The following is a 25,877-nucleotide window of genomic DNA, read 5'->3' on the forward strand; positions in this document are numbered from 1 at the left end:
TTGCGGCTGTGGCGGTATCTCGGGATAGGCCCCGGCCGGAGCCTGTCTTCGGGCGAGAAGCGACCCGGAGGCCGGGGTGACACCGTGGGTGGGGTGGGATTGTGCCAAGCGCCCTGCCCTCACACCACCGGACTGATCAGGGGTTTGCCGGCGAAGTGGGCGTCGAGGTTGGCGACCAAGGTGGCGCCCATGGCGTCGCGGGTCTGGTGGGTGGCGCTGCCCTGGTGGGGCGAGAGCACGACAGTGTCGAGCGCGAAGAGGGCGGCGGGGACCTGGGGTTCGTTTTCGAAGACGTCGAGGGCAGCGCCGCCCAGGCCGCCGTTCAGCAGGAGATCGACCATGGCGGGCTCGTCGACCAGGGTGCCGCGGCCGACATTGACCAGCATGCCCTTGGGACCCAGCGCTTCGAGCACGGCGCGCGAGACGATGCGGTCCGTGCCCTGGCCACCGGGCGCGATCAGGACCAGCCAGTCGCAGTCGCGGGCCATGGCCAGCAGGGTGTCGTAGTAGCTATAGGGTACGTTGTCCTGGCGCTTGCGGCCGTGATAGACGACGCGCATCTTCATGGCCTGGGCGCGAGTGGCGATCTCCTTGCCGATGCGGCCGAGGCCGAGAATACCGACGGTCTTGCCGGTGAGTTCGGAAAACAGGCCCAAGCCGGCGCCGGGCCATTTGCCATCGCGCACGAAACGGTCGCCCTGGGGAATGCGGCGGGCGAGCGCGATCATCATGCCGATGGTGAGTTCGGCGACGGCATCGTTGAGGACATCGGGCGTGTTGGTGACACGCACATTGGCCGCCTTGGCGGCGCCGATGTCGATATTGTCGGTGCCGACGCCAAAGCCGGCGATGATTTCGAGCTTGGGGAGCTTGCCGATCAGATCGGCCTGGACGCCACTGCCGGCATGGGCGCGGATGCGGGAAGCGATCTCGGCGAGGAACGCGTCCTTGTCGGTGGCTTCATGCAGCTTGTGGACGGTGTAGCGTTCGGCAAGGGTAGCCTCGCACGAGGCGTGGAGTTTTCCGGTCTGCAGGATATCAATGGGCATGGAATTTCCTTTTTGGCGGCAGCTTAGCGGCACAAGCCGACACCGCAACCCCTCATCCGCCCTTCGGGCGCCTTCTCAGCTCAAACCGCTCCACTGGAGCGATTTGCCGGCTGCGCCGTCGCTTCGAAGTCCCTCAAGGGGAGAAGGGGACTCAGTGCATGGCCATCTCTGGGCATTTTGGGGACAGGCGCAGCCGGATGTGGCTGGACGCCGCCCCACAAATGTGTAGCAATGGCAAGGCGATGGGATGAGCCGCATATTTTCGGAGCAGAATGGGCGAGATAGTGCCGTTTGACGAAATGCACAATGCGGATGGCACGGTCCGCGAACCTTATAGGGCGCTGGCGCAGTGGCTGGACGAGCAGCCCGACAAGGCGCTGAGCTTGATGCAATCGGATGCGGAAGCGATTTTTCGCAAGCTGGGTATCACGTTCGCCGTATATGGCTCCGAAGAAGGCACCGAAAAGGTCATTCCGTTCGACGTGATCCCGCGCATCATTTCGGCGATGGAATGGCGCAAGCTGTCCAAAGGGATCGAGCAGCGGGTGCGGGCGCTGAACGCGTTCCTCTATGACATCTATCATCGCCAGGAGATCTTGAAGGCGGGGCGGATTCCGGAAAAGCTGATCCTGCAGAACTCGGCATTTTGCCCCGAAATGATGGGGCTGGAGCCCGCGCGCGGGGTTTATGCCCATATCATCGGGGTCGATATCGTGCGGGTGGGGCCGGACGAATTCTATGTTCTGGAAGACAATCTGCGCACGCCATCGGGCGTTTCCTACATGCTGGAAGACCGCGAAGCGATGATGCAGCTGGCGCCGGACCTGTTCCAGCGCATCAAGGTGGCGCCGGTCGAGACGTATCCCGAAAACCTGCGGCGCACGCTGGAAAGCGTCGCGCCAGCGGGCGCCGGTTCATCGCCCAATATCGCGGTGCTGACGCCGGGCATCTACAATTCGGCCTATTTCGAGCACTCGTTCCTGGCCGACCAGATGGGCGCGACGCTGTGCGAAGGACACGATCTGTTCGTGGATGGCGGCAAGGTCTACATGCGCACCACGACCGGGCCGGAGCGGATCGACGTGATTTATCGGCGGATCGACGACGACTATGTCGACCCGCTGACGTTTCGCCCCGATTCGATGCTGGGCGTGCCGGGCCTGTTCAACGCCTATCGGGCAGGCCATGTGACGCTGGTCAATGCGCCGGGCACAGGGATTGCCGATGACAAGGCGGTTTATACCTATGTGCCCGAGATCATCGAATTCTATCTCGGGGAAAAGGCGATCCTCAATAATGTGCCGACCTATAATTGCGTGGATGCCGAGGAACGCAACTGGGTACTGGCCAATATCGGGGACCTGGTGGTCAAGGAAGTGCACGGCTCGGGCGGCTATGGCATGATGGTGGGGCCGACCTCGAGCAAGGCGCAGCATGCCGAGTTTCGCCGCAGGATCGAAGCCCGGCCGGACAATTACATCGTGCAGCCGACGCTGGCGCTCTCCACCTGCCCCACTTACGTCAATGCGGGGATCGCGCCGCGACATGTGGATTTGCGGCCCTATGTGCTGATGGGGGAGGATGTGCGGATCACGCCGGGGGGATTGACGCGGGTGGCGCTGAAGAAGGGCTCGCTGGTGGTCAATTCGAGCCAGGGCGGAGGCACCAAGGATACGTGGGTGCTGGAAGATTGATGATGGATCGTTCGCCCGCATCTTCCACACGTGCCACGCCCTCGTGGTTCGAGGCTCGCGAAGGGCTCGCACCTCACCATGAGAACGACTGGAGCGCCGCACCGAGAGTAGCCCTCATGGTGAGGTGCGCTTGTTCAGCGCCTCGAACCACGAGGGCGTGGCACGCAGCCGCCTGCCGTCGGACAGCATCTGGCAAGATACAACCATGAGCATGCTCGGACGGACGGCGCAGAACCTGTTCTGGCTCTCGCGTTACGTCGAGCGGGCGGAGAATATGGCGCGCCTGCTGGAGGTGGGGTATCGGATGAGCCTGACGTCGCGGCGCGAGGGGGGCGCGAGCGAGCACCTGATATCGATGATGCGGGCAGCCGAGGTGGACGAGGCGTTCGGGGCGACCGGGCGGCAGGCGGACCTCGATACGGTGGCCCATTACATGATGTTCGACGCCGGCAATCCATCGTCGGTCTATTCGTGCCTCATGGCGGCGCGGACCAATGCGCGCTCGGTGCGCACGGCAATCACCATCGACATGTGGGAAAGCCTCAATGCCGGGTGGCTGGAATTTTCCCAGATCAAGCCGCGCGACGTCAGGGGGGCGAAGCTGTTGGGCCTGTTGAGCTGGGTCAAGCAATTGAGTCACGAATTTCGCGGGGCGCTGCTGGGGACGATCCTGCGCGATGACGGGTTTGCGTTTTCGCAGGCAGGCAACTTCGTCGAGCGGGCGGACAATACGGCGCGCATCCTCGACGTCAAATATTACGTGCTGCTGCCGCGGGCCAAGATGGTGGGCGGGGACCTGGATATCCAGCAATGGACGCTGATCCTGCGCGCGGCATCGGCGCATCGCAGCTATCTGCATGTCTATCACGACCGCTACAAGGCGCATAATATCGCAGATTTCTTGATGTTGCGGCCGGAAATGCCGCGGTCGCTGATCTTTTGCGCGCGCTATATCGAGGACACGCTGGACAGCCTGGCCGGCATTTACGGCAAGCGGCAGGAATGCCAGGAGGCGGCGGCGCAATTGTGCGCGATGGTCTCCAATACCAATATGGAAACCATTTTCGCGCATGGCCTGCACGAGTTCCTGACCGAGTTCATTGCGCGCAACAACCGGGTGTCCGAAACGCTGTCGGCCAGCTATAATTTTTATTGAGAGCCATGCGCATCACCATTCGCCACCAGTTGAGCACGACGCCGCCCGAGGGCAGCCCCAATGCCGTACTGCAATTGCTGCTGACGCCCCAGAACGGGCCGACGCAGAGCGTGGAGCGCTGGAGCGTCGACATGGCGGGCATCGAGACCGCCGGAAGGTTTACCGATGCCTTCGGCAATATCGCGCATCTGGTCAACCAGGCGCGGCCCGAGGGCGCGCTGGTGGTGAGCGTCGAGGGCGTGGTGAACACGCTGGACCGGCACGGCGTGTTCGGGCGGGGCGGACCGGGGCCGGTGCCGGCACTGTTCAAGCGGGTGACGCCGCTGACACGGGCGCCGGTGGCGCTGTATGGCCGGTTTCGCGGCAGCAAGGATAGCCGGCTCGATGTGTTGCATGCGCTGATGGCGCGGGTGGGCGAGGTTTTGGGATCACCCGACAAGGTGCAGAGCCAATCGCAATCGCAGGGCGGGCAATCGCAAAGCCAGAGCCAAAGCCAGGGCGGGCCAACAGCGGCGGAGGGGGCACAACTGGCGCCCGAACTGCCCAGGCCCCCGGCAACGGATTATGCGCAGGCCTTTATCGGGGCGGCGCGGGCGCTGAATATTCCGGCGCGCTACATCACCGGGTATCTGGTGGGCGACGAGGACGAGCCGGCGGCATTCCACGCGTGGGCCGAGGGCTATGACGAGGCGTTGGGCTGGGTGGGGTTCGATGCGATGCTGGGGCTGTGCCCGACCGACCGGCATGTGCGGCTGGCGGTGGGGCTGGACGGGCATTCGGCGCAACCGTTGCGGGCGGTGCCGGCGGGGGATGGGCCGGTAGAGATCGGGGTGAGCGTTGAGGCGGTGGCTTAGTTTTCGCGGCGTTTGCGTCGTGGAACGGGCTCGTCAGGTGCGCCGTCCGACCAGGGCTTGCGGCCGGAAGGACCCGCCGCTCAATGCCCCGATGATCCGTGACTCCCAGCCGCCGGTATAGGTCCGAACGTCAGCCACGCCCCTGGCCGTGAGTTGCTGCTGATACTCCGCCTGGTGCGCGATATCTGCCAGCACGATCACACCGCCGGGCTTTAGCACCCGCAACATTTCATCAACAGCGCGGGACCGATCCGCTGCCTCGGCTATGTTGTGAACGACCCAATGGGAGAGCACCACGTCAAAGCTGGCATCGCCAAACGGAAGAACCCGAGCATCGCCGGTTTCCACGCTTACCCGGTCTTGCACTCCCTCGCGGCGGGCGTTTTCAAGGGCGGCATCAGGCGAGTTGTCGGCTTGATCCTCGGCATGCCAAAGATCAACGCCGACGGCCTTGCCGGTTGTTAGACGCCGTGCCGCGCCCACCATCATGAGGCCACGGCCACAACCAACATCAAGGACATTTTCGTCGCCCGTCCAAGGCGCAATTTGGTTCGCGAGATCGAGTAACCGTTCGCGGGTGCGCTGTTTTCCGACGCGGCTGCCATAGGTCATGTAGGCTGCCATGCCGAACCCATACGCACCTGCGACACCGGCAAGCATCGCAATCACCGTCAAACCGGTCGACAACGCTCCAGAAGTATTGCCGGCGGTTGTCAGAGCCACGATCAATATGGCGGCTCCCACAATGCCTGCGCTAAACATGCCGCGGCGAACGCCGGGCGCATCGATACCGTAATCGGGCTTCATCACTTCCCCATCGAGCAAATCGCTTATCTTACGCGGCCTGGCTGAATTCGGACCACTGCCGGACATTGTCACGAACCCAGGATCAGCAGCCATCCCGATATCGTCACGGCCGAGGCTATCGTGGCGATGAGGATGGTGTTGGCGGCGACGCTTTCGCCGCGTTTGTAGTAGGTGGCAAAGACATAGACGTTGACGCCGGCGGGCATGGCGGAGAGCAGGATGCCGTAGCGGGCGATCTCCATGGGCACGCGCAGCACCCAGATCATCAGAATATAGGCCAGAATCGGGTGCAGGATCAGCTTGATCAGCGAGGCGACGAGGGCCTGTTTCCAATTGTCGGAGAGCTTGTATTCGTTGAGCGCGCCGCCGATGCCGAAGAGGGCGGCGGGCACGACGGCCTGGCTCATCATGACGAGGAAGGCTTCGGCGGGCTCGATCAGGGTCACCCCGAGCAGGGCGGCGATGAAGCCGCCGCCGATGCCCCAGATCAGCGGATTGGAAAGGACGCGGCGGGCGGCGACGAGCAGCGTCTTGCCGAGCGGCTGGCCATCGCGGCGGACCAGTTCCATGGTGACCATGCCGACCGTCAACAGGATTGCCCCGTGCAGGCCGATGATGGAGAGGGTGACCGGCAGGGATTCAAGCCCGTAGGCGCGCTGCATGATCGGCAGGCCGACCAGGACCGTATTGGTAAAGGTGCCGGAAAACCCGACCGACACGCCCTCGCCGGGGGTGTTGCCGAACCCCTTGATGGCAATGACGATGCCGATGGCAAAGCAGATCACGGCGCCCAGGTAGAACGGGCCGATGATCGACAGGTTGAAGGCCGAGCGGAAATCGCTGGTCAGGATGGAGTGGAACAGCAGGCAGGGTGTCGCGAAATTGTTAACGAAGGCAATCAGGCTGCGGATGCCATCGGCGGGAAACAGTTTGAAGCGGACGGCACCGAAGCCAAACGCCATCAGCGCGAAAATCGGTGCAATGACGGCAAGGATGGTGAGCATGGGCAGGACCTAACAGACCCCCTGCCCTAGCCCCCGTCTCCGGCGGGGTCAATGGCGCCGGCACGATTAGCGCGGCGCCTGTAGGACAGGCGCGACAAAGCGAAACGGAAATCTTTTGGTTTGGGCGCCATTCGCGTATGAAGCCAAGGCCAGTGGCAAAAAGCGGGAACACGAGCGGATGGCTGACGACAATTTCGTGGACGTTTTCGTCGTCGGTGGCGGCGTCAATGGCGCCAGCGTGGCGCGCGACGCAGTGGGGCGCGGCTATTCGGTGATGCTGGCGGAAATGAACGACCTAGCCTCGGGCACGTCGTCGGCCGCGACCAAGCTGGTGCATGGCGGATTGCGCTATCTGGAGCATTACGAATTCCGGCTGGTGCATGAGGCGCTGGCGGAACGCGAAGTGCTGTGGGCCAATGCGCCCCATATCATCTGGCCGCTGCGGTTCGTGTTGCCGCACCACAAGGGCCTGCGGCCGGCGGCGATCCTGCGGGCCGGGCTGGCAATGTATGATTATATGGGCGGGCGACGCCTGTTGCCGCCGACCAAGACGCTGAACCTGCGCACCCATGAAACCGGCAAGCCGCTCAAGGGCGACTATCGCACGGGGTTCGAATATTCGGACTGCTGGGTGGACGATGCGCGGTTCGTGGTGCTGAACGCGCGCGACGCGGCCAACCGGGGCGCCGACGTGCGCGTGCGCACCAAGGTCACGAGCGTAAGGCGGGATGGCGGGCAATGGGCCATCGAGATGCGTGACGCGGAGGGCGCGGTGAGCCAGGTGCGGGCGGGGCTGATCGTCAACGCGGCGGGACCGTGGGTGGATAGCGTCATCAACGGGGTGATGGGCAAGAACGGCCGGCCCAATGTGCGGCTGGTCAAGGGCAGCCATATCGTGGTGCACAAGCTTTACGAGCACGACCGCTGCTATATCTTCCAGAACGCGGACGGGCGGATCATCTTCGCCATTCCCTATGAGCAGGACTTCACGCTGATCGGGACCACGGACCTGGATTATCACGACGATCCCAAGGACGTGAAAATCAGCGACGCGGAGACGGATTATCTGTGTTCGGCGGCCAGCGAATATTTCGCCAGGCCGGTGACGCGCGAACAGATCGCCTGGACCTATTCGGGCGTGCGGCCGCTGTTCGACGATGGCGCCAGCGCGGCGCAGGAAGCCACGCGCGACTATGTGCTCAAGCTCGATGGCAGCGCGGCGGAAGGCGCCGCGATCAATGTGTTCGGCGGCAAGCTGACGACGTCGCGGCGGCTGGCCGAGGCGGTGGTGGAAAAGATCGAGGACGTGCTGGGCAAGAAGGGCCCGGCCTGGACCAAGATCGCCAAGCTGCCGGGCGGCGAGTTCGAGCCGCTGGCCTTTGCGGCGGAGGTGCGCCGGCTGGCGATGGATTATGGCTGGTTGCCGCAGAAATTCGCGCACCGACTGATGCGATTGTATGGCACGCGGGCCCGGGCGATCCTGGGTCAGGCTGGGTCGCTGCAGGATTTGGGGACCCATTTCGGGGCGGACCTTTATGCCGCCGAGGTGGATTACCTGGTGGCCAATGAATGGGCGCGCACGGCGCAGGATGTGCTGTGGCGGCGCACGAAGCTGGGGCTGCGGGTGGGGCCGGCGGAGGTGGAGCGGCTGGAGGGGTATTTGGCGGAGGTTCGGTTTGCTTAGATCGAGGCCAGACCATCACCCCCTCCTACCTCCCCCATCAAGGGGGAGGTTTCTCTCCGCTCTTGAAGCTCAATTCAGTTCAAGCCACCGGCAGACACCTCCCCCTTGATGGGGGAGGATGGGAGGGGGTGCTTTCGACAGCGTCACGCATAAGATGGCAGGACCCCTCACGCTGCAAATCTGCTGGACGCAGAATTGCTGTCCTTGTTCGGCTCAAGACGTTCCACTGGAACGGCTTGTGGCGTTGCCAAAGCCTTCAAGTCCCGCAAGGGGCGAGGGCAAGAAAGAAGAGGAGAAACAATGACCAACTATATCCTGGCGATCGACCAGGGGACGACGTCGAGCCGGGCAATGGTGTTTGGACCCGATCGCGGGATTGCCGGGGTGGGGCAGAAGGAATTTACCCAGTATTTTCCCCAGGACGGGTGGGTGGAGCACGATCCCGAGGAAATCTGGGAGAGCGTGGTCTGGGCGGTGAAGACGGCGCTGACGCAGGCCAAGCTCGAGGCCAAGGATATTGCGGCAATCGGCATCACCAACCAGCGCGAGACGACGCTGATCTGGGACCGTCAGACCGGCAAGGCCATTCACAATGCCATCGTGTGGCAGGACCGGCGGACCGCCGGCCTGTGCGCCAAACTGCGCAAGGCGGGGCATGAAAAGGCCATAACCAGAAAAACCGGGCTGCTGCTGGACCCGTATTTTTCGGGCACCAAGGTCAAGTGGCTGCTGGACACCGTAACGGGTGCGCGCAAGCGGGCCGAAAAGGGCGAACTGGCGTTTGGGACGATCGACAGCTTTTTGATCTGGCGGCTGACCGGCGGCAAGGTGCACGCGACCGACGCGACCAATGCCAGCCGGACGCTGCTGTTCAATATCGAAAGCCATCGGTGGGACAAGGACCTGCTCAAGCTGCTGGAGGTGCCGGCCGCACTGCTGCCCGAGGTCAAGGACTGCGCCGATGATTTCGGGGTGACGGAGGCGTCGATCTTTGGCGCGGCGATCCCGATTGCCGGGGTGGCGGGCGACCAGCATGCCGCCACGATCGGGCAGGCCTGCTTTGCACCGGGCATGATGAAATCGACCTATGGCACGGGGTGTTTCGCGGTGCTGAATACTGGCGCCGACATGGTGCGCAGCAAGAACCGGCTGCTGACCACGATTGCCTATCGGCTGGACGGCAAGACCACTTACGCGCTGGAGGGCTCGATTTTCGTGGCCGGAGCGGCCGTGCAGTGGATTCGCGACGGGCTGAAGCTCGTCCAGCATGCGCGCGAGACCGGGCCGCTGGCGCTGAGCGCGGACCCGAGCCAGCATGTCTATATGGTCCCCGCATTCGTGGGACTGGGGGCGCCCTGGTGGGATGCCGAGGCGCGGGGGGCGATCTATGGATTGACGCGCAATTCCGGGCCGGCCGAAATCGCCAAGGCGGCGCTGGAGGCGGTATGCTACCAGACGCGCGACCTGCTGGAGGCCATGCGCAAGGACTGGAAGGCCGGCGGAGACACGGTGCTGCGCGTGGATGGCGGCATGGTGGCATCGGACTGGACCATGCAGTGCCTGGCCGACATGCTGGACGCACCGGTCGACCGGCCGGTGATTCTGGAAACCACGGCGCTGGGGGCGGCTTGGCTGGCCGGCTACAAAGCCGGCGTATGGCCGGACCAGGCCGAATTTGCAGCCAGCTGGGAATGCGACAAGCGGTTCGAGCCGGTGATGGCGGCGGGCGAGCGCAAGCGGAAATTGAAGGGCTGGGATTTGGCGGTGCGGCGGACGCTGCTGCGGTAGGTGGGATCGGGGCTCCCGGACCCCCACCCGGCCTCCCCCTGCAAGGGGGAGGAGGGGCTCCACTGGTGGGGCGGAAGCCAGTTTGGTTAGAAGAATGGGTTCCCGCATACGCGGGAATGACGCCGAGTTTTGGAACGGCGCCAGCCCGGCTCTACCGATACACCCGCCAGGCGTCGAAGCTGCCGCCGGCGATCATGGCCCAGTAGGTCTTGCCCTTGGCGGTGCGGGCGGTGGCGAGGCCGAATTCGGTGAATTTGTGCGACAGCAAGGTCGAGCGGTGGCCGGGGGAATTCATCCAGCCCTGGATGGCGCTGTCGAGCGTCTTGTGGCCACCGGCGAGATTTTCGCCCACCGCGCCGGCATAGCCGGCCTTGGTGACACGCTCGCGCAGGGTGACGCCGAGATTGTGGCTAAGCACATTTCGTGCCGCGCACAGGCCGGCCTGCGAGCGGGCCGCGGCTTCGAGCTGGGGGCTGTAGCTCCAGGGTGGTGCGCCATTGGCGGCACGCACCGCGTTGATGGCGGCGATGATCTGCTCGCGACTGAGGCTTTCAGGCGCTGCGCTGGACGATGCCGGCAGCAGGGGCATTGTGGTGGCGCAGGCGCTGAGTGCGGTGGCGGCACCAAGGACGAGAAAGCTGCGGCGAGTCAGATCAAGCATGAAGGCATTCCGATTGCGACGATCCGGAATGCCGGGCGATCTGGTGACAAATCAAGCCGGGGCCGAACATTAGCGAGCCTAGCCGATCCATTGGCGCATTTGAAATCGCAATTGAGTGTGTGATGAATGGCAACACAGCGGCTTCAGGCCTGATCATATGCGCTCAGCAGCAACGGCAGCACGGCCAGATCGGCGATGATGGGATTGCCGGCGGCCAGATCCCAGCAGGCGCTGAGGGCACAATGGGCGGCAGCCCAGCCCAGGACGCGCTTGCGGTTGAAGCCCAGGCGGGCGGCGAAGGCATCGGCCAGGGCCTGGATGCGGCGTGGATCGGAGACCAGGTTTGGCGCGCCATGGGGATTGCGGAAGACATTGGCGACATCGTAGAGCGGATCGCCGAGCAGGCCCTTGGGATCGATGGCCAGCCAGCCGCGATCGGAGGACATGATGTTGTCGTGGTGCAGGTCACCATGCAGCGGGATGCTGGCGGCGGGTTTATCGAACAGGGTCAGGGCGACGCCGGTGGCGCGGGCGTAAAGATCGCGCGCGGTATAGGGCCATTGGCGCACATCGGTATCGAACAGCGCCTGGAAGCGCTGGCGCAGCGGCAGAAGGCCCTCAGGGGCGCCGTCGCGCGCACGGTGCAGACTGGCGGTGAGCGTGCACAGCGCGATGGTGGCATCATCGTCGTGGCCGGCGCGGACGGCGTCGCCCAGGGTGCCGCCATCGAGCCATTCCATGAAGATGGTATCGCCATGCATGTCGAAGATGGTGGCCGCGCCCTCCCCGCCATACCAGTTCATCAACGCAGCGCCGCGTCGTTCCTCCACGGCTGCGACGGGCTTGAGGATCTTGAGCACGGCAAAGTTGCGGCCATTTTGTTCGACGCGAAAAATGGCGCTGGTCGCGGTCTGGGCGATCGGCGTGGACTTGGTCAGCGACCAGCGGATCATGGCGCGATTGAGGGCGGTTTCGGTGGGCGACTGATTCATGATGGCGCCATTACAGCACAATGGCGGCTGCCGTCGACCATTGCGCGGCGTTTGGTGCAAAACTTGATCGGGTGCGGCGCGTTTGCACTTCGGTAAGGTTGATAAGCGGAATGCTGAAAAGGCTTAATGCCGATTAACCTGGCGGGCGCAGTCTCGGGCTTGGCGCGACACAGCCCCGGGGAGGCCAGGTCATGACGCATCAATCGGCGGATGAGCCCGACCGGGAGCGGCCCTACCGCGATATCGTAGCGGCGGACGAGACGGAGATTTCGGCGGTTCGGCATGTGCTAAGCGGGGTTGGCGGATTGCTGGCGCTGTTGGGGCTGGGGCTGGTGGTGCTGCTCATGGTGTTGTGGAAGGCGCCTTAGAACCCCTCACCCATCTCGGCCTGCGGCCGATCCACCCTCTCCCACGAGGGGCGAGGGTTGGCTGCGAGTTCAGCAATGCACGATGCCCCTTTTCCCATCGTGGGAGAAGGTGCCCGAAGGTCGGATGAGGGGACTAGCTGATGCGGTAGGCGTCCTTGGCGGCCTGGTAGCTGAGGTGTTTGGCGAGGTCTTCGGCGGCGGAGCGGGAGAGACGGTGGTCGGCGACCCAGTTGGCGAGGAAGCCACAGATTTCGCGGCGCCAGACGTCGTGGCGAGCCGGAATCGACAGCAAAGCGCGCGTGTCGTCGTTAAAGCCGGCCAGGTTGTAGAAGCCGGCGGTTTCCACCACCTGGTCGAGATAGCGGCGGATGCCCTGAGGGCTATCGTGGAACCACCAGGGCGGGCCGATCATCAGGGAGGGCCAGTAGCCGGCCATGGGGGCGAGTTCGCGCGCATAGGTGGTTTCGTCGAGCACGAACATGATGAGGCGCAGATTGGGCTCGTTGCCGGCGCGGCCGAGCAGCGGGCGCAGGCCATTGACGTAATCGGTGGTGCCGGGGATATCGGCGCCCAGATCGGGGCCGCGCTCGGCCAGCAGGAGCGGATCGGTATTGCGGCGGGAGCCGGCGTGGATCTGCATGACCATGCCGTCCTCGACCGAGAGCAGGGCCATTTCGGTGAGCATCTGGGCGCGAAACAGTTCGGCATCGGCGGCGTCATGCCTGCCGGACAGAATCTTGTCGAGCAGGGCCTGCTTTTCCACCAGCGGCAGATCGGCGGTGGCGGCACTGGGCACGCCATGGTCGGTGGCAACGGCGCCGAAGCGGCGGAAATACTCGCGCCGATTGCGGTGGGCATTGATGAGGCCGGCCCAGGTGGCGATGTTTTCGCCGGTAAGCTCGCCGAAGCGCTGCAGGTTTTGCACGATGGCGGGCCGGGCGGGATCGGTCACGTCATCGGGGCGATAAGTGGTGCGGACGCGGCCGATATAGCCATCGGCCAGCATGGACTGGTGGTGGGTGAGCGGATCGAGCGCAAATTCGGTGGTGGCGATGACCTCGACATTGGCGCGGTCGAGAATGGCGCGCGGCAGCAAGTCGGGCTTGTCCAGGCCGGCGGCGATGGTGTCGTAGATGGCGTCGGCGGTAGCGGGGGTCAGTTCGGTCTCGATGCCGAAAGCGAACTGCAAAGCGTGATCGATCCACAGCTTGGACGGGGTGGCGGCGAAAAGGTGATAATTGGCGGCAAAGAGGCGCCAGGCGCTGCGGCCATCGGCGACCGGCTTGCCGTCCTTGCGGGGCACGCCCAGATCGTCATAGCTGAGGCCCCGGCTGCGCAGCAGGCGCAATACATAATGATCGGGGGTCAGGAACAGGGTCGCTGGATCGGAAAACCGCTGGTTGCGCGCGAACCAGGCGGGGTCGGTGTGACCATGGGGGCTGACCAGCGGCAGGTCCTTGACTGCGGGATAGAGCGCGCGGGCAATGGAGCGGGCGGGCTCGGCGGGCGGAAAGAGGCGATCGGGATGCAGATGGGCTGGAAAGGTCATAGCCCGAGTCTTGCCATGTTATGGCAGCCATATCAACATCTACCATACAAGATTTAGGCCTGTGGTATTTTATGTAAATTAACTGCATTTGCCAAAGCTTGTCCCCGCCCCACCGATGCCGGATTAGCTTGGCCGAACGGGTGAGAAACAGCTTTCAAGGCGGCTGCCCATTGGCGCAATCGGCATCGTGCCGGCGACGGGGGACAGAGCATGGCTCATATCGGGGCAGACGACATGGGCGGCATAAAGGCCGTGCGCGGCAAGGCGCGGTCGATAAACCATCTGCGACATGCGCAGATGATGCTGGTGGTGGCGGGGCTGACCGCCTTCGGCATCGTCGCTGTCGCCGCCGCAGTGATGATCCGGCTGGTTTAGGACCTACGCCACCAGCGGAACGCTACCAGGAGTGGAGCGCCAGCGAATAGGTGAAGCGGCGGTCTTCGGCGCCATCTTCGGGCTGCTTGCCGTTTAGGATCAAGGCATCCAGTTCGGCGGGGGACAGGGCAGCATCGCGGCCGGCAATGGGGTCGGCGGGGGTGAAAAAGCTGGTTTTGTTGGGAGCCTCAGCGGCAGAAACATGCCGGCGGGCGCCAGGCTCGAGAATACCGAAGAAGTGAATCACTGTCCGTTCCTCCACGTTGATCGCTTGAGCCGGACGGCGGACCGTCCCGCAGCTTTAACTTTCCGTTACTATACCAATTTAGTCGAGTTATATTTGTGCATAATCGCCCGACGTATTGGAAGGACATTCCAAAAGGTAGGGGAATTGAGAGCGCGGTGCGAGAACCTGCCCTCACTATTAGCCGAGGGCGGGCCTATAGCTCATGGCCTGGCGCGATACGGCCAAGGTCAAAGGGTGGCTCGTCCACTTGATAGAGTGAGGCTGGGTGGGGTGCGGGACCCGGTTTCGGGGCTAGTAAAACCCCCACCTTGATCCTCCCCCTGGTAGAGGGAGGTGTCGACTGGGGCATTTTGCCAGCAGCCTTGGTGATATGCCATAGCCTGCCCCGACCGGATCGCGGTGGGGGCGTCGTCGGACGGGCCGAGTGGCTATTCGGCCGGCGCAGGGTCGGGCGTGTCCAGTTGGTTGGCGGCGTCGAGTTCGCGGGAAATACGTTGTTGTTCTTCGATGTGGGCCTTGGAAAAGCGGGCCATCAGGAGATAGGCGACGGGCGTAAGATAGAGGGTCGAGATGGCGGCGATGGACAGGCCGCCGACGATGACCCAGCCAAGTGCCTGGCGGGCCTCGGCCCCTGCCCCGCTGGCCAGGACCAGGGGAACGCCGCCCAGGATGGTGGCGATCATGGTCATCAGCACCGGGCGCAGGCGGATATTGGCGGCTTCCTCGATGGCCTCGCGCACGCCAAGGCCGCGGTCGCGGAGCTGATTGGCGAATTCGACGATCAGGATGCCGTTTTTCGCCATGATGCCGACAACCAGCACCAGGCCGATCTCGCTGTAGATGTTGAGACTGCCAGCGGTGAGGAACAGCGCATAGATGGATGCGGCGATGCCAAACGGCACGGTGATCATGACGATGATGCCGCTCCAGACGCTTTCGAACTGGGCAGCCAGCACGAGGAAGATGATCACGATGGCAAAGCCGAAGGTGACCAGAAGGCCATTGTTGGCTTCGCCGATGGTCTTGGCCTCGGCCAAGGGAATGATCGCCATGCCCTCGGGCAGCAAGGGCTGGGCGATCTGGACCGCCTGACTGTAGGCGTCGCCCAGGGCCAGGCCGTCGAGACTGGCGGTAACGGTCACGGCGCGGCGCTGTTCTTCGCGACCCAGATTGGGCGAAATGGGCGCTTCGACGATGCTGGCAATGGTGGACATCGGCACATAGCGCCCATCGGCGGTCTTGATGAAGATGCCTTCGAGATCGTGCGGGTCGTTGATGGGTGACTTGGTCGACACCATACGCACTTCATAGCTGGTGTCGTTGATGAAGACATTGCCGACATCGGCGCCATCGATCATCGCCTGCAGCGTGGTGGCGAGGCCGTCGATATCGATGCCGAGGGCCGCGGCCCGCTCGCGATCGATGGTCAGGGTCAGTTGTGGTTGGGTCGTGTCGTAGTTGACGCTCACATCGCCAAAGGCCGGATTTTGTTCCAGCGTATCGGAGATCGTCTGAGCTGCGGCAGCCAGATCGGTGTAATTGTCGCCAACGACGGCAAATTGCAGGCCATTACCGCCGCCGCGAATGCCAAGGCTGTTGCCCTGCGACAGCGACGCGCGCACGCCAGGCACCAAGGGCAGGAGCCGGTTGATGTCGGCGACGATTTCGGCCTGGCTGCGCTCGCGCTGATCCCATGGGGCCAGGCGCAGGCTGAGGAAGCCGCCATTGCCAAAGCCCGACAGCACGAAGATGGAGCTGATCTCGCCGTTCTTGACGAAGGGCTGCAGCAGATCCTCGAGCCGCTGCATCTGCGAGCGGGTGAAATCCAGGCTGACCGTGGTTGGCGCGGAGACCCGCAGGTTGATCTGCGCGCGATCCTCGGCCGGGGTGATTTCCTGCCGCAACTGGGTGAACACCGCGTAGGAGGCGGCCGCGAAGATCAGCGCGATAAGCAGGATGACCATGGGATTGTTGAGCGCATGATGCAAAGTCATGCGGTACAGGCCGCCGAGCTTGCGGCCGAGCCAGCCGAGCGGGCCACCGGTATGGTGCTTGGTTTCGACGCCGGACTTGAGCAGGCGCGACGCCAGCATCGGCCCCAGCGTCAGCGCGACCACGGCCGAAGCCATGACGGCGATGGCCAGGGTGAAGCCGAATTCACGGAACAGCCGGCCGGTCTGGCCCTGGAGGAACGACAAAGGCACGAAGACGGCGACCAGGGTCAGCGTGGTGGCAATGACGGCAAAGAACACTTCCTGAGTGCCGAGCACGGCGGCGGCGCGGTTGCCGGCCCCCATGGAGCGTCGTCGCACGATGTTTTCGAGCACGACGATGGCGTCATCGACCACGAGGCCGGTCGCCAGGACCAGCGCCAGCAGGGTCAGGATATTGAGCGAAAAGCCGGCCAGGTAGATGCCGGCGACCGCCCCCAGCAGGGCGATCGGCATGGAGAGCGCAGGGATCAGCGTGGCGCGCCAATCGAGCAGGAACAGGAAGATGATCGCCGTCACCACGACCAGGGCTACGCCGAGCGCCACTTCGACCTCGTGCAGGGCGCCTTCGATGAACACGGATTCATCGCTGGAAATCTTGATGTCGACGCCTTCGGGCAGAATTTCGTTGAGGGTGTCGACGGCGGCCTTGACGCCCTCGGAAATCTCGATGGTGTTGGATTGCGCCTGGCGCACGATGCCCAGCCCGATGCCGGGCTTGCCATCGCTGCGCAGGCCCGAGGTGCTGGCCGCGGCATCGAACACCACGCTGGCGACATCCCCCAGGCGGGTGTTGCCGCTGATGATCAGGTTTTCGAACTCGGCGGGCGTGTTGACGTCGGCGACGGCACGCACGGAAATGTTCTGGTTGGCGCCGTTGATCGAGCCGGCCGGAGAGTCAAAGGCGATGGTCGATAGCGCATTGCGAATGTCGGCGACGGTGAGGCCCAGGCTAGCGAGCTTGGCCTGATCCACATCGATCTCGAAGGCGGTGTCGCGCGTCCCGTTGACCTGGACTTCGGCGACGCCGGGGACGGCCGCGAGGCGCTCGGAAATGTCGTTTTCGACCAGTTCGCTCAGGTCGGCTATGCTCATGGTGTCGGAGGTCACGGCAAGCTGGATGGCGGCCTGGGCGTTGCTGTCCGCCTTGGAAATCGTGGGATCCTCGACATCGTCGGGCAGATCGCGGCCGATGCGGCTCAAGGCGTCGCGCACGTCGGAGGTGGCGGTATCCAGATTGGTGCCGTCGTTGAATGCCAGGGTGACGCGGCTTTGGCCGGTGGAGGAGCTGGAGGAAATCGAGGCCACGCCCTGCACGCGGGCGACCGCGCCCTCGACCACCGCGGTGATCTCGCGGTCCACGGTTTCGGCGGCAGCGCCGGTGAAGCTGGTACTGATGGAGAGCACCGGCTGTTCGACGCTGGGCAACTCGCGAATTTCGACCCCGAGCAAGGCCGCAAGGCCACCCACCATGATCAGGGCATTGATCACCAGGGCCAGGACGGGCCGGCGCACGAACAAGGTTGCCAGCATGCCGCCGCGTTCGTTCTGCTGTTGCTGCAACGACATGGCCCGCTCCTAGCTGTTCGGCGCGGCGGGGGCCGCGGCCGACTCGACCGGAGCATCGCCACCCGGACCATCGAGCAGCGTGACCGCAGTGCCTTCGCTCAATTGCAGCACGCCTTCGGAGATGATGGCATCCCCCGGCTTGAGATCGCCGCGCACCAGCACGCCATCGCTGTTGCGCTGCACGATTTCGGCCATGACCTTGTGGGCCTTGCCATCGACATAGGCCCAGACATAGGAGCCTTCGGCCGACCATTGAATGGACAGCGGGCTGACGGCGGGGAACTGTTCGCCGACAAATTGGAGCGCGACGGAGAACGACATGCCGGGACGCACGGCATTGTCGTCGTTGGGAATGCGCGCCTGAATCTGCAGGGTGCGGCTTTCGGGATCGATGCGGTTATCGACGGCGCTGACCAGGCCATCGAAGCTGCGGCCCGGCAAGGCGGTGGCGGTGGCGGTGACCGGCATGCCCACATCGATCGCGGCGGCATAACGCTCGGGCACCCAGAAATCGACCAGCACCGAGGAGGCATCTTCGATGGTGGTGACGACGGTCTGGGCGGACAGGTAATTGCCCGGCGTGACCTGCATCAGCCCAACCGTGCCGGCAATGGGACTGGTAATGGTGCGGCGGCGCAGCGCGACCTCCGCATTGCGCAGCTCGAGCCGGGCATTGTCGGCGGCCAATTGCACGGTGGCAAGGGCGGAGCTGGCGACCAGATTGGAGCGGGCCAGGTCCTGATTGCGGGTCAGCGTGGCATCGGCATCGGCGACCGCTAGCTTGGCGATATCGAAATCGATCTGTTCGGTATCGGCGTCGAGCCGGCCGATGATCTGGCCGGCCGTGACCTTGTCGCCGGGCGCAACCAGCAGGTCTTGGAGCGTTCCACCCGAAAGCGCGCCGACCGTGACGGAGCGAACGGCATTGCCCTGCCCGATGGCGGCCAGACTATCGTTGATGGTGGCCATGGTGACGGCGCTGGTGACGACCGAGGACATGCGGCCACGACCGCCGCCGAACCCGCCTGCCCCACCGGGCCGACCGCCACCTGGAGCGGCGCCCGGACGCTGACCGGCGGGGGCCTGGGGGTCAATGCTGGCCACCTGCTGGCCGGCCGGCCGGCCCGCCACGGCCGGCAAGGTAATGCCGAAGCCGGCAAGGGTCTGCTCGGCGCCGGGAACGAACAGCATCCAGCCCGCGCCGGCGAGCACCAGAATAACCAGACAAATCAGCAATTGCCGTATCAATGCGGGAATACCCCTGTGCGGTTGCGCATGCGGGATGGGGCCCCGCTCATGTCCGCAATGATGCCTGAAACGGGGCGGATTGGATATTAATTTGCTGTAACGTTATGGTGCAACGACCAATTATCTGATTTTCACGCCAGGATATGGGCGGTGCCGACAATCTGAATCTGGACCGTCGCGCCGATCTCGAGCGGGGTGAGGCTGGGCGTTTCGAGCGTAAAAATGCTCGAGGTTTCGAGCGCCAGGCTGGGAAAGCGCAGGCCGACGCTGCTGGCCGGCAGGTGCTCGATCAGCAGGCGCCAGGTGGAGCCGCGAAAACTGCGCCCGACGATGCGGCCAAGACTGGTGGTGGCGGACGGGCCAGGCGCGACCGGCACCAGTTCAAGCTGTTCGGGGCGCAGCATGATGGTAGCATTGCCGCGCCGGGCCACGGCGTCGGCGGGGACGCTGCCCAGGATGGTATGGGCAAAGCCATCCTCCAGGCTGGCCTGAAGGATAATGGCATCCCCCAGGAAACGGGCGGTCTGTGCGTCGGTGGGGCGCAAATAGAGGTCCTGCGGCGGGCCGGCCTGGACCACGACGCCATCGCGCAGCACGGCCAGGTGGTCGGCAAAGGACAGCGCTTCGGCCTGGTCGTGGGTGACGAGAATGGTGGTGATGCCGGCAGTGCTCAGCACATCGCCCACCATGTCGCGCATGGCTTCGCGCAGGCCCGCATCGAGCGCGGAAAACGGCTCGTCGAGCAGCATCAGCCGGGGCTGGCGGGCCATGGCGCGGGCCAGGGCAACGCGCTGCTGCTGGCCGCCGGACAGCTGGTGAGGGCGGCGGTCACGCATGGCGGGGGCAAGGCCCACCTGCTGCATCAGCTCGAGGATGCGGGCCTGGCGATTGGGGCTGTTGCGATCGATGCCGAAGCCGATATTGGCGGCCAGGGTAAGATGGGGAAACAATGCCCCCTCCTGGGCGACATAGCCGATGCCGCGACGATGGGCGGGAACAGCGGTGACACCGTCGGCGAGCACCTTGTCGCCCAGCGCGATGCGGCCCTGGTCGGGGGCTTCAAAGCCGGCGATGAGGCGCAGCAGCGTGGTTTTGCCGGAGCCGGAGGGGCCGACAATGGCGGTGCGGCTGCCGGCGGGCACGGCCAGGTTCAGGCCGGTGAGCGCGGCAGACCTGCCGTAGCGCTTGGTTATATTGTCCAGTTTGAGGAGGCTCATCACTTGGATTCTCGATCGGCTTCCAGCCTGAGCAACAGGACCAGCGGCAGGGATAGAACGACCATCAGCAGCGCGTAGGGCGCGGCGGCGGCGAAGTTCAGCTCGCTGGTATAGGACCAGAAGCGCATCGCCAAGGTTCTCGTGCCATTGGGCGCGAGCATCAGCGTGCCGGTCAGCTCGTTGGCAATGCCCAGGGCAACCAGGGCCGCACTGGCGGCGGCGCCAGGCGCGGCCAGGCGCATGGTGGTGGTCCAGACGGCCACCAGCGGCCGCTTGCCCAGGCTCGAGGCTGCGCGCTCGAGCTCGATGGGCGCCTGGGCGATGCTGGCGCGCAGGCCAACCAGTGCGCGCGGCAAAAACATCAGAAGGTAGGCCAAAAGGAGCGTGGCCATGGTCTGGTAGAGCGGCAGGGCAACGCGGACGGTGATGGTCACCAGCGCCAGGGCGACGATGACCCCAGGAAGCGCGCCGACATAATAGTGGCAGGCTTCAAGCAGGCGCTGCAGGCGGCTGGGGGCACGGATGCTGAGCCAGGCGATGGGCAAGGCCGCAAGGGTGGTGAGACCGGCGCCGCCAAGCGCCAGCAGTGCGGTTTGCCAGAGCGCTGGCAGAATGCCGTCCGCGCGCCAGACCGCCGCGCCGCCGCTGACCAGCCAGCGGGTCAGCGTCAGGATGGGAACGCCGACGGCGAGCACGGTCACCAGCAGCGGCAGCAGCATGGCGATCCACCCGAAGGGCCCGAGACGCCATTTGGGTGCGCGGCGCGCAGCGCCGGAGCCGACACGGGCATAGCGCTCATCGCCGCGGGCGAACACTTCGAGGCGCAAGAGCCCGAGGCACAGCAGCACCAGAACGCCGCCCAGGAGATTGGCGGCGGGGCCGTTATAGACCGATTGGAACTGATCAACGATGGCGGTGGCGAAGGTATCAAAGCGCATCAGCACGAACAGCCCGTATTCGGCCAGCAGATGCAAGCCGATCAGTAAGGCGCCGCCGCAGATGGCCAGCCGGAGCTGGGGCAAGACCACAATGATGAAGATGGTGGCGGGGGCGTGGCCGAGAGAGGCGGCGGTTTCCTCCAGGGTCGGATCGAGGCGGCGCAATTGGGCGGCGACGGGCAGGTAGAGAAAGGGAAAATAGGCCAGGACCGAGACCAGGACCGCGCCGGCAAGGCCATGCAGGCTGGGCATGACGCTGGCCCAGGCATAGCTGTGCACAAAGGCGGGTATGGCAAGGGGGGCCACCAGGAGCCAGGACCAGAGCCGGGCGCCGGGAATTTCGGCGCGCTCGATCAGCCAGGCCAGGCTCACGGTCAGCACGATGGCGATGGGCAGACTGAGGGCGATCAGGATGAGGGTGTTGAACAGCAGTTCGCCCACTTTGGGCCGCAATACCAGCGCCTGGACGGTATCCCAGCCGCTGGTGACGGCAATCGCGACAATGAAGCCGAGCGGGATCAAGCTGAACAGCGCGACGAGGACGGCGGGCACGATCACGGGCAGGCGCAGCCAGTTACCCGGCTGGCGGGCCGATGACAGCTGCGATGACACTGCTAGGCTCAATGCGGCCCGCCTTCCAAAGACAGTGCCGCCGGGGCCAAAGCCACCGGCGGCGATTCAATGCACATTTCCCGCCCCGCTTACAGCAAGCCGGCCGCCGTCATCAACTCGGAGGCCTTGACGTTGTCAAGCTGGGTGGGATCGATGGCGGGCGCATCCAGATCGGCCAGCGGGGTCAGGGCCGCATTGGCCGCCTGATCGACACCGATGGCGTATTCGAACGAGGTACCTTCGCGCAAGACGGCCTGGCCTTCGGGACCGGTGACGAATTTGAGGAACTGCAGGGCCTCGGCCTTGTGCGGGCTGGAGGCCAGGACGCCACCGCCGGAAATCGAGACGAACGCGCCGGGATCCTGGTTCTTGAAATAATGCAGCGCGACATTGGCGCTGTTTTCCTTGGTGCCGGCCTGATCGCCGAACCAGTAATAGTGGTAGATCAGCGCGCCTTCCACTTCGCCATTGTTGGCGGCCGCCATGGCGGCGCGGTTGCCGCGCACGATCACTGCGTTCTGCTTCATGCCGTCGAGCCAGGCGGTGGTGGCCGCTTCGCCCTTGAGCGACAGATAGGCGGCGACGATGGCCTGGAAATCGGCGCCCGAAGGGGAGCCGGCCCAGCGGCCCTTCCAGGCGGGGTCGGCCAGCTCGTCCATGGTCTTGGGCAGGGTGTCCGCCGTCAACTTGCGCGTGTCGTAGGCAAAGACGGTGGAGCGGGCGGCGATGCCGGTCCAATGGGCATTTGGGGGACGGTACTGGGCGGGTATCTGGTCGGTGATATCGGCCGGCAGCGGCTCGAACAGGCCGGCATTGTCGACCAGCACCATGGCCGGCGAATTTTCGGTCAGGAACACGTCGGCGGGCGAATTGGCGCCTTCCTGGATCAGCTGGTTGCCAACCTCGAGGTCGCTGCCCTGGCGGATGGTGACGGGGATGCCGGTTTGCCTGGTGAACGCATCGGCCCATCCCTGGGTCAGCGATTCGTGCTGGGCATTGTAGATGGTGATGCCGGTATCCTGCGCCATTGCCGAGCCGGACAGCGCCGCAAAAGCAACGGCAATGGCGAGCGTGCTGACGATAGGTGAGAAATTGAGCTGCAAAATTGCCTCCTTCTGTCCCGACGCAGGACGTGGGGGCAGGTAAGAAATTATGATCGATGCTGTCAACTTATATCAGCCCATGCGACTGCGGCACTTTGTGCGGATTGGCGGGAACAACGTTCACGTGCCCACATTAAAGGATCATGGCTGCGCATCGGCGTCGGCGCCAAATGTCCATCGAGCACAAAACCCTGACAGGCCAACAGCATGAAAACCTTTGCACTGCCCGGAACCGGGCGCGATGTCTCCAGCGTCATCCTGGGCCTGATGCGGATCGCCGCGATGAGCGACGCCGAAATCCAGCGCCTGGTTGGCGCCGCTCGCGATGCCGGCATCGACGTGTTCGACCATGCCGATATCTACGGCGGCGAGCGTCATCGCTGCGAGTCCCGCTTCGGCGAAGCGGTGCGCCTGACGGCAAAGGACCGCGAGCAGATCGTTATTCAAAGCAAGGTGGGCATTCGCCAGGGCTTTTTCGATTTTTCCGCCGAGCACATCCTGCGTTCGGTCGATGAATCGCTTGCGGCCCTGCGCACCGATTATCTCGATGTCCTGCTGCTGCACCGGCCCGATACGCTGGTCGAGCCCGAGGATGTCGCCAAGGCGTTCGAGACGCTCGAAAAATCCGGCAAGGTGCGCCATTTCGGGGTGTCCAACCAGACGCCCGGCCAGATCGAGCTGCTCAAAACCGCGGTCAAGCAGCCCTTGATCGTCAACCAGGTGCAATTGAGCATTACTCATGCACCGCTGATCGCTGCCGGTGTCGCGGTCAACATGGCGGGCCTGGACCAATCGGTCAGCCGCGACAATGGCCTTCTGGAATATTCGCGCATCAACGACATGATGCTGCAGGCCTGGTCGCCCTTCCAGAAGGGGTTCTTCGATGGCGTGTTTCTGGGCGATAACGAGAATTTTGCCGAACTGAATACCGCGATCGACGCGCTGGCGGACCAGTATGGCGTCACGCCCACCGGCATTGCCGTGGCCTGGATCACCCGCCACCCGGCCAATATCCAGGTGGTGCTGGGCACGACCAAACCGGAGCGCGTCACGGAAGCTGCTGCCGGCTCGGCCGTGCCGCTGACGCGGCAGGAATGGTACAGGCTGTTCACTGCCGCCGGGCATATACTGCCCTGAGGCGATAGGGGTTTCCGCAAGATCGACCGGGAAGAAGCAAGGCCGCAGGAACTTTCGAGTCCGCAGGTCGTTGCCGTTGCGAATGGCGACCAGGAGGTCACGATGCCACGGTTTTTCTTCAATCTACGCAGCCCGCAAGGGCACCAGATGGACATTGACGGGCTCAAGCTGGGGTCGCTGAACGAGGCATTGGACGAAGCCAGTTTCGCGGCTCAGGCCGCCGTTGCCATGGCCGACGCGGATGGTGTTCAGGGCGTGTTCGAGATCGAGGACGAGGGACGGATGCTGCTCGCTCGCGTGCCCTACTCCGCCGAGGCGCGTCCGAAGCAGACCGCGACCGAAAGCGACATCAGCGTTGCTGCAGCGGCCTCCGGACCCAGCAAGCTTTAACGCAGGTTGACTGCTCGCAACCGCGGGCGGACTGACGAATTCCTCAAGGCCATCCGTATGCGAGGTATAACTATGTCCAAGGAAGTCATGCGTGACCAGTTCGAGGTGACCGGGGAAAATTCCATTACCCACAATCCTTCGGGCATGAGGCTCACCAAGTTGCCGGGCACCGATCTCGGCCAGTTGCACGTGGAATACCTTGGGGGCGCCGGGGACACCGTGCGGTCCAATGGGGACGAGTATGACGGCGACACGGTCAAGGCACTAGCAGAACAAATCCTGCGCGAGGCGAAAACGGTCAAACACTAGCCATTCGCAGCCATGAACGCGGATTGCGCCGTCACAGCGCAATCCGGATCGAAGCAGTCGACGCGCGCGCTAAGCGGCGATCACGTCGGTGACCGGGCACCGGGCAATACCGAAGCGCCAGCGATGGTTGGTGGTCTCGATGCGGCTTTGGTAAAACAGGAGCAGTTCCTGGCCGGCGATCATCACGGTGGAGTGCCCGTTCTCGCCGGGACGCATCGGATCAAGAACCGGACCGAGCGAACGATAGGGTCCACTTACATTACCGGCAACGGCAAAGAACACGCGTTGCCGCGTGCCGCGTTTGCCCGTGGGAAGAAAGCAGGTCGCGTTCATCAAAACGCGGCCGTCCGGCAATTCTACCAGTTGCGCCCCCTCGATGCCCCATTCGTAATCGGGATCGTCGCGATGGTTGTGGTGGGGAACGTCGGCATGATCGAGAATTTTGCCCACGCGTTCCCAAGGCCCGAACCAGGTGCCCGACGTGCTGCGCGCCAGATAGACGTCGGGCTGCGGCACCCGGGTGAAGCTCGGCATTGCCGAATAGACCAGATACTTGATGCCGCCGATCACCGCCGGGTGTGGATCGTATACGCCGTGCTCGGACGTTTCCGAAATCGCCATGATGGCGGGCGGCAGCACGACCCAGTTGAAGCCGTCATTGGATACCGCGTGCTCGACCCTGCCCCCGGACTTCATGAATTCGGTCTGGACGAACATATGGAAGATGCCATCATCGAAGATCACGCCCGGCGCCGCAATGCCTGAGCCGCTGATCGGCAGCGTCACGGGCGGATGCTCGACCCATGGTCCTTCGATGCTGGCCGAGGTGGCGTGAAAAAGAATCCAGGTCTCGGTCGTCACTGTTCCGCCGGAGCCGAACATGTGCCAGAGGTGCCCATCGAATACCGGGCATGGGTCCTTGACGTCATCCAGATTGGTCGGATGAAACAGAGGAAACACGTTTTGGGTAAAATTGAGCGTCATATTCGTTCTCAAGATGAGGGCGGTCTTGCCACTGCCCTGCAGTTGTGTGGATTAAAACCGAGAATCATTAACGGGTACTAACCATGTCCGGTGCGTACGCTAGCGCACAAATATCGTGTGCAACCGGCGGTACAAGGGGGATATCGGCCAC

Annotated in this window: 23 protein-coding genes; 10 read left to right on the plus strand and 13 right to left on the minus strand. The window is 64.1% G+C overall.

Features of this window, described 5'->3' with window-relative positions; all coding sequences use genetic code 11:
- Positions 1 to 119: 119 nt before the first annotated feature.
- Complete coding sequence (locus ACFE8X_RS02475) at positions 120 to 1,049, minus strand: 2-hydroxyacid dehydrogenase (protein ID WP_375449869.1); 930 nt, start codon at positions 1,047 to 1,049, stop codon at positions 120 to 122.
- A gap of 272 nt (positions 1,050 to 1,321) precedes the next feature.
- Here ACFE8X_RS02475 and ACFE8X_RS02480 point away from each other — a divergent pair, with 272 nt between their 5' ends.
- The 3 genes from ACFE8X_RS02480 (at position 1,322) to ACFE8X_RS02490 (ending at position 4,753) form a co-directional block, all read left to right on the plus strand.
- On the plus strand, positions 1,322 to 2,743 hold the full coding sequence (locus ACFE8X_RS02480) for a circularly permuted type 2 ATP-grasp protein (protein WP_375449870.1): 1,422 nt from the start codon (positions 1,322 to 1,324) through the stop codon (positions 2,741 to 2,743).
- Positions 2,744 to 2,948: 205 nt separating this feature from the next.
- Positions 2,949 to 3,899, plus strand: a complete 951-nt coding sequence (locus ACFE8X_RS02485; protein ID WP_375449871.1) for an alpha-E domain-containing protein — start codon at positions 2,949 to 2,951, stop codon at positions 3,897 to 3,899.
- Positions 3,900 to 3,904: 5 nt separating this feature from the next.
- Entirely contained in the window at positions 3,905 to 4,753 is an 849-nt protein-coding gene (locus ACFE8X_RS02490; RefSeq protein ID WP_375449872.1) for a transglutaminase domain-containing protein, read from the plus strand.
- Between the two features lie 33 nt (positions 4,754 to 4,786).
- Here the strand turns inward: ACFE8X_RS02490 and ACFE8X_RS02495 are convergent, their stop codons facing one another.
- Complete coding sequence (locus tag ACFE8X_RS02495; protein WP_375449873.1) at positions 4,787 to 5,560, minus strand: class I SAM-dependent methyltransferase; 774 nt, start codon at positions 5,558 to 5,560, stop codon at positions 4,787 to 4,789.
- A 68-nt stretch (positions 5,561 to 5,628) separates the two neighbouring features.
- A complete protein-coding gene (locus ACFE8X_RS02500) occupies positions 5,629 to 6,564 on the minus strand; it encodes an AEC family transporter (RefSeq protein ID WP_375449874.1) in 936 nt (311 codons plus the stop codon).
- A gap of 178 nt (positions 6,565 to 6,742) precedes the next feature.
- Between ACFE8X_RS02500 and glpD the strand changes: the two genes are divergently transcribed.
- Positions 6,743 to 8,248, plus strand: coding sequence for a glycerol-3-phosphate dehydrogenase (gene glpD / locus ACFE8X_RS02505; protein ID WP_375449875.1), 1,506 nt, complete (start codon positions 6,743 to 6,745; stop codon positions 8,246 to 8,248).
- Between the two features lie 300 nt (positions 8,249 to 8,548).
- On the plus strand, positions 8,549 to 10,036 hold the full coding sequence (glpK, locus tag ACFE8X_RS02510) for a glycerol kinase GlpK (protein ID WP_375449876.1): 1,488 nt from the start codon (positions 8,549 to 8,551) through the stop codon (positions 10,034 to 10,036).
- A gap of 151 nt (positions 10,037 to 10,187) precedes the next feature.
- Here the strand turns inward: glpK and ACFE8X_RS02515 are convergent, their stop codons facing one another.
- Together ACFE8X_RS02515 and ACFE8X_RS02520 are read right to left on the minus strand one after the other, a co-directional pair.
- Positions 10,188 to 10,697: a CAP domain-containing protein gene (locus ACFE8X_RS02515; protein WP_375449877.1), complete on the minus strand. Its 510-nt coding sequence runs from the start codon at positions 10,695 to 10,697 to the stop codon at positions 10,188 to 10,190.
- A gap of 143 nt (positions 10,698 to 10,840) precedes the next feature.
- On the minus strand, positions 10,841 to 11,689 hold the full coding sequence (locus ACFE8X_RS02520) for an aminoglycoside phosphotransferase family protein (protein WP_375449878.1): 849 nt from the start codon (positions 11,687 to 11,689) through the stop codon (positions 10,841 to 10,843).
- A 191-nt stretch (positions 11,690 to 11,880) separates the two neighbouring features.
- Here ACFE8X_RS02520 and ACFE8X_RS02525 point away from each other — a divergent pair, with 191 nt between their 5' ends.
- Positions 11,881 to 12,057: a hypothetical protein gene (locus ACFE8X_RS02525; RefSeq protein ID WP_375449879.1), complete on the plus strand. Its 177-nt coding sequence runs from the start codon at positions 11,881 to 11,883 to the stop codon at positions 12,055 to 12,057.
- 133 nt (positions 12,058 to 12,190) lie between these two features.
- Here ACFE8X_RS02525 and uxaC read toward each other — a convergent pair whose 3' ends face one another.
- The gene (uxaC, locus tag ACFE8X_RS02530; protein WP_375449880.1) at positions 12,191 to 13,606 is read right to left on the minus strand and encodes a glucuronate isomerase; all 1,416 of its coding nucleotides are present in this window, start codon (positions 13,604 to 13,606) and stop codon (positions 12,191 to 12,193) included.
- Positions 13,607 to 13,816: 210 nt separating this feature from the next.
- Here uxaC and ACFE8X_RS02535 point away from each other — a divergent pair, with 210 nt between their 5' ends.
- Positions 13,817 to 13,981, plus strand: a complete 165-nt coding sequence (locus ACFE8X_RS02535) for a hypothetical protein (protein ID WP_375449881.1) — start codon at positions 13,817 to 13,819, stop codon at positions 13,979 to 13,981.
- A gap of 22 nt (positions 13,982 to 14,003) precedes the next feature.
- Here ACFE8X_RS02535 and ACFE8X_RS02540 read toward each other — a convergent pair whose 3' ends face one another.
- The 6 genes from ACFE8X_RS02540 to ACFE8X_RS02565 all read right to left on the minus strand — a co-directional run bounded on the left by ACFE8X_RS02540 (position 14,004) and on the right by ACFE8X_RS02565 (position 22,906).
- Positions 14,004 to 14,228, minus strand: a complete 225-nt coding sequence (locus ACFE8X_RS02540; RefSeq protein WP_375449882.1) for a hypothetical protein — start codon at positions 14,226 to 14,228, stop codon at positions 14,004 to 14,006.
- Between the two features lie 428 nt (positions 14,229 to 14,656).
- Positions 14,657 to 17,788 (minus strand): efflux RND transporter permease subunit, encoded by a 3,132-nt coding sequence (locus ACFE8X_RS02545; RefSeq protein WP_375449883.1) that lies wholly within the window; start codon positions 17,786 to 17,788, stop codon positions 14,657 to 14,659.
- 9 nt (positions 17,789 to 17,797) lie between these two features.
- Positions 17,798 to 19,024, minus strand: a complete 1,227-nt coding sequence (locus ACFE8X_RS02550) for an efflux RND transporter periplasmic adaptor subunit (protein WP_375449884.1) — start codon at positions 19,022 to 19,024, stop codon at positions 17,798 to 17,800.
- Between the two features lie 143 nt (positions 19,025 to 19,167).
- A complete protein-coding gene (locus tag ACFE8X_RS02555) occupies positions 19,168 to 20,253 on the minus strand; it encodes an ABC transporter ATP-binding protein (protein ID WP_375449885.1) in 1,086 nt (361 codons plus the stop codon).
- On the minus strand, positions 20,253 to 21,791 hold the full coding sequence (locus ACFE8X_RS02560; RefSeq protein ID WP_375450291.1) for an ABC transporter permease: 1,539 nt from the start codon (positions 21,789 to 21,791) through the stop codon (positions 20,253 to 20,255). The genes ACFE8X_RS02555 and ACFE8X_RS02560 overlap by 1 nt, the downstream gene beginning before the upstream one ends.
- A 101-nt stretch (positions 21,792 to 21,892) precedes the next feature.
- Complete coding sequence (locus ACFE8X_RS02565; protein WP_375449886.1) at positions 21,893 to 22,906, minus strand: iron ABC transporter substrate-binding protein; 1,014 nt, start codon at positions 22,904 to 22,906, stop codon at positions 21,893 to 21,895.
- 207 nt (positions 22,907 to 23,113) lie between these two features.
- On the opposite strand from ACFE8X_RS02565, the gene ACFE8X_RS02570 reads away from it, so the two are divergent.
- The 3 genes from ACFE8X_RS02570 (at position 23,114) to ACFE8X_RS02580 (ending at position 24,742) form a co-directional block, all read left to right on the plus strand.
- A complete protein-coding gene (locus ACFE8X_RS02570) occupies positions 23,114 to 24,043 on the plus strand; it encodes an aldo/keto reductase family oxidoreductase (RefSeq protein WP_375449887.1) in 930 nt (309 codons plus the stop codon).
- Positions 24,044 to 24,145: 102 nt separating this feature from the next.
- The gene (locus ACFE8X_RS02575) at positions 24,146 to 24,433 is read left to right on the plus strand and encodes a DUF6894 family protein (protein WP_375449888.1); all 288 of its coding nucleotides are present in this window, start codon (positions 24,146 to 24,148) and stop codon (positions 24,431 to 24,433) included.
- Between the two features lie 72 nt (positions 24,434 to 24,505).
- Entirely contained in the window at positions 24,506 to 24,742 is a 237-nt protein-coding gene (locus ACFE8X_RS02580; protein WP_375449889.1) for a hypothetical protein, read from the plus strand.
- 69 nt (positions 24,743 to 24,811) lie between these two features.
- Here the strand turns inward: ACFE8X_RS02580 and ACFE8X_RS02585 are convergent, their stop codons facing one another.
- Positions 24,812 to 25,726 (minus strand): hypothetical protein, encoded by a 915-nt coding sequence (locus ACFE8X_RS02585; protein WP_375449890.1) that lies wholly within the window; start codon positions 25,724 to 25,726, stop codon positions 24,812 to 24,814.
- Between the last annotated feature and the right edge of the window lie 151 nt (positions 25,727 to 25,877).

It is taken from the genome of uncultured Devosia sp. (assembly GCF_964244875.1).
GTDB lineage: Bacteria > Pseudomonadota > Alphaproteobacteria > Rhizobiales > Devosiaceae > Devosia.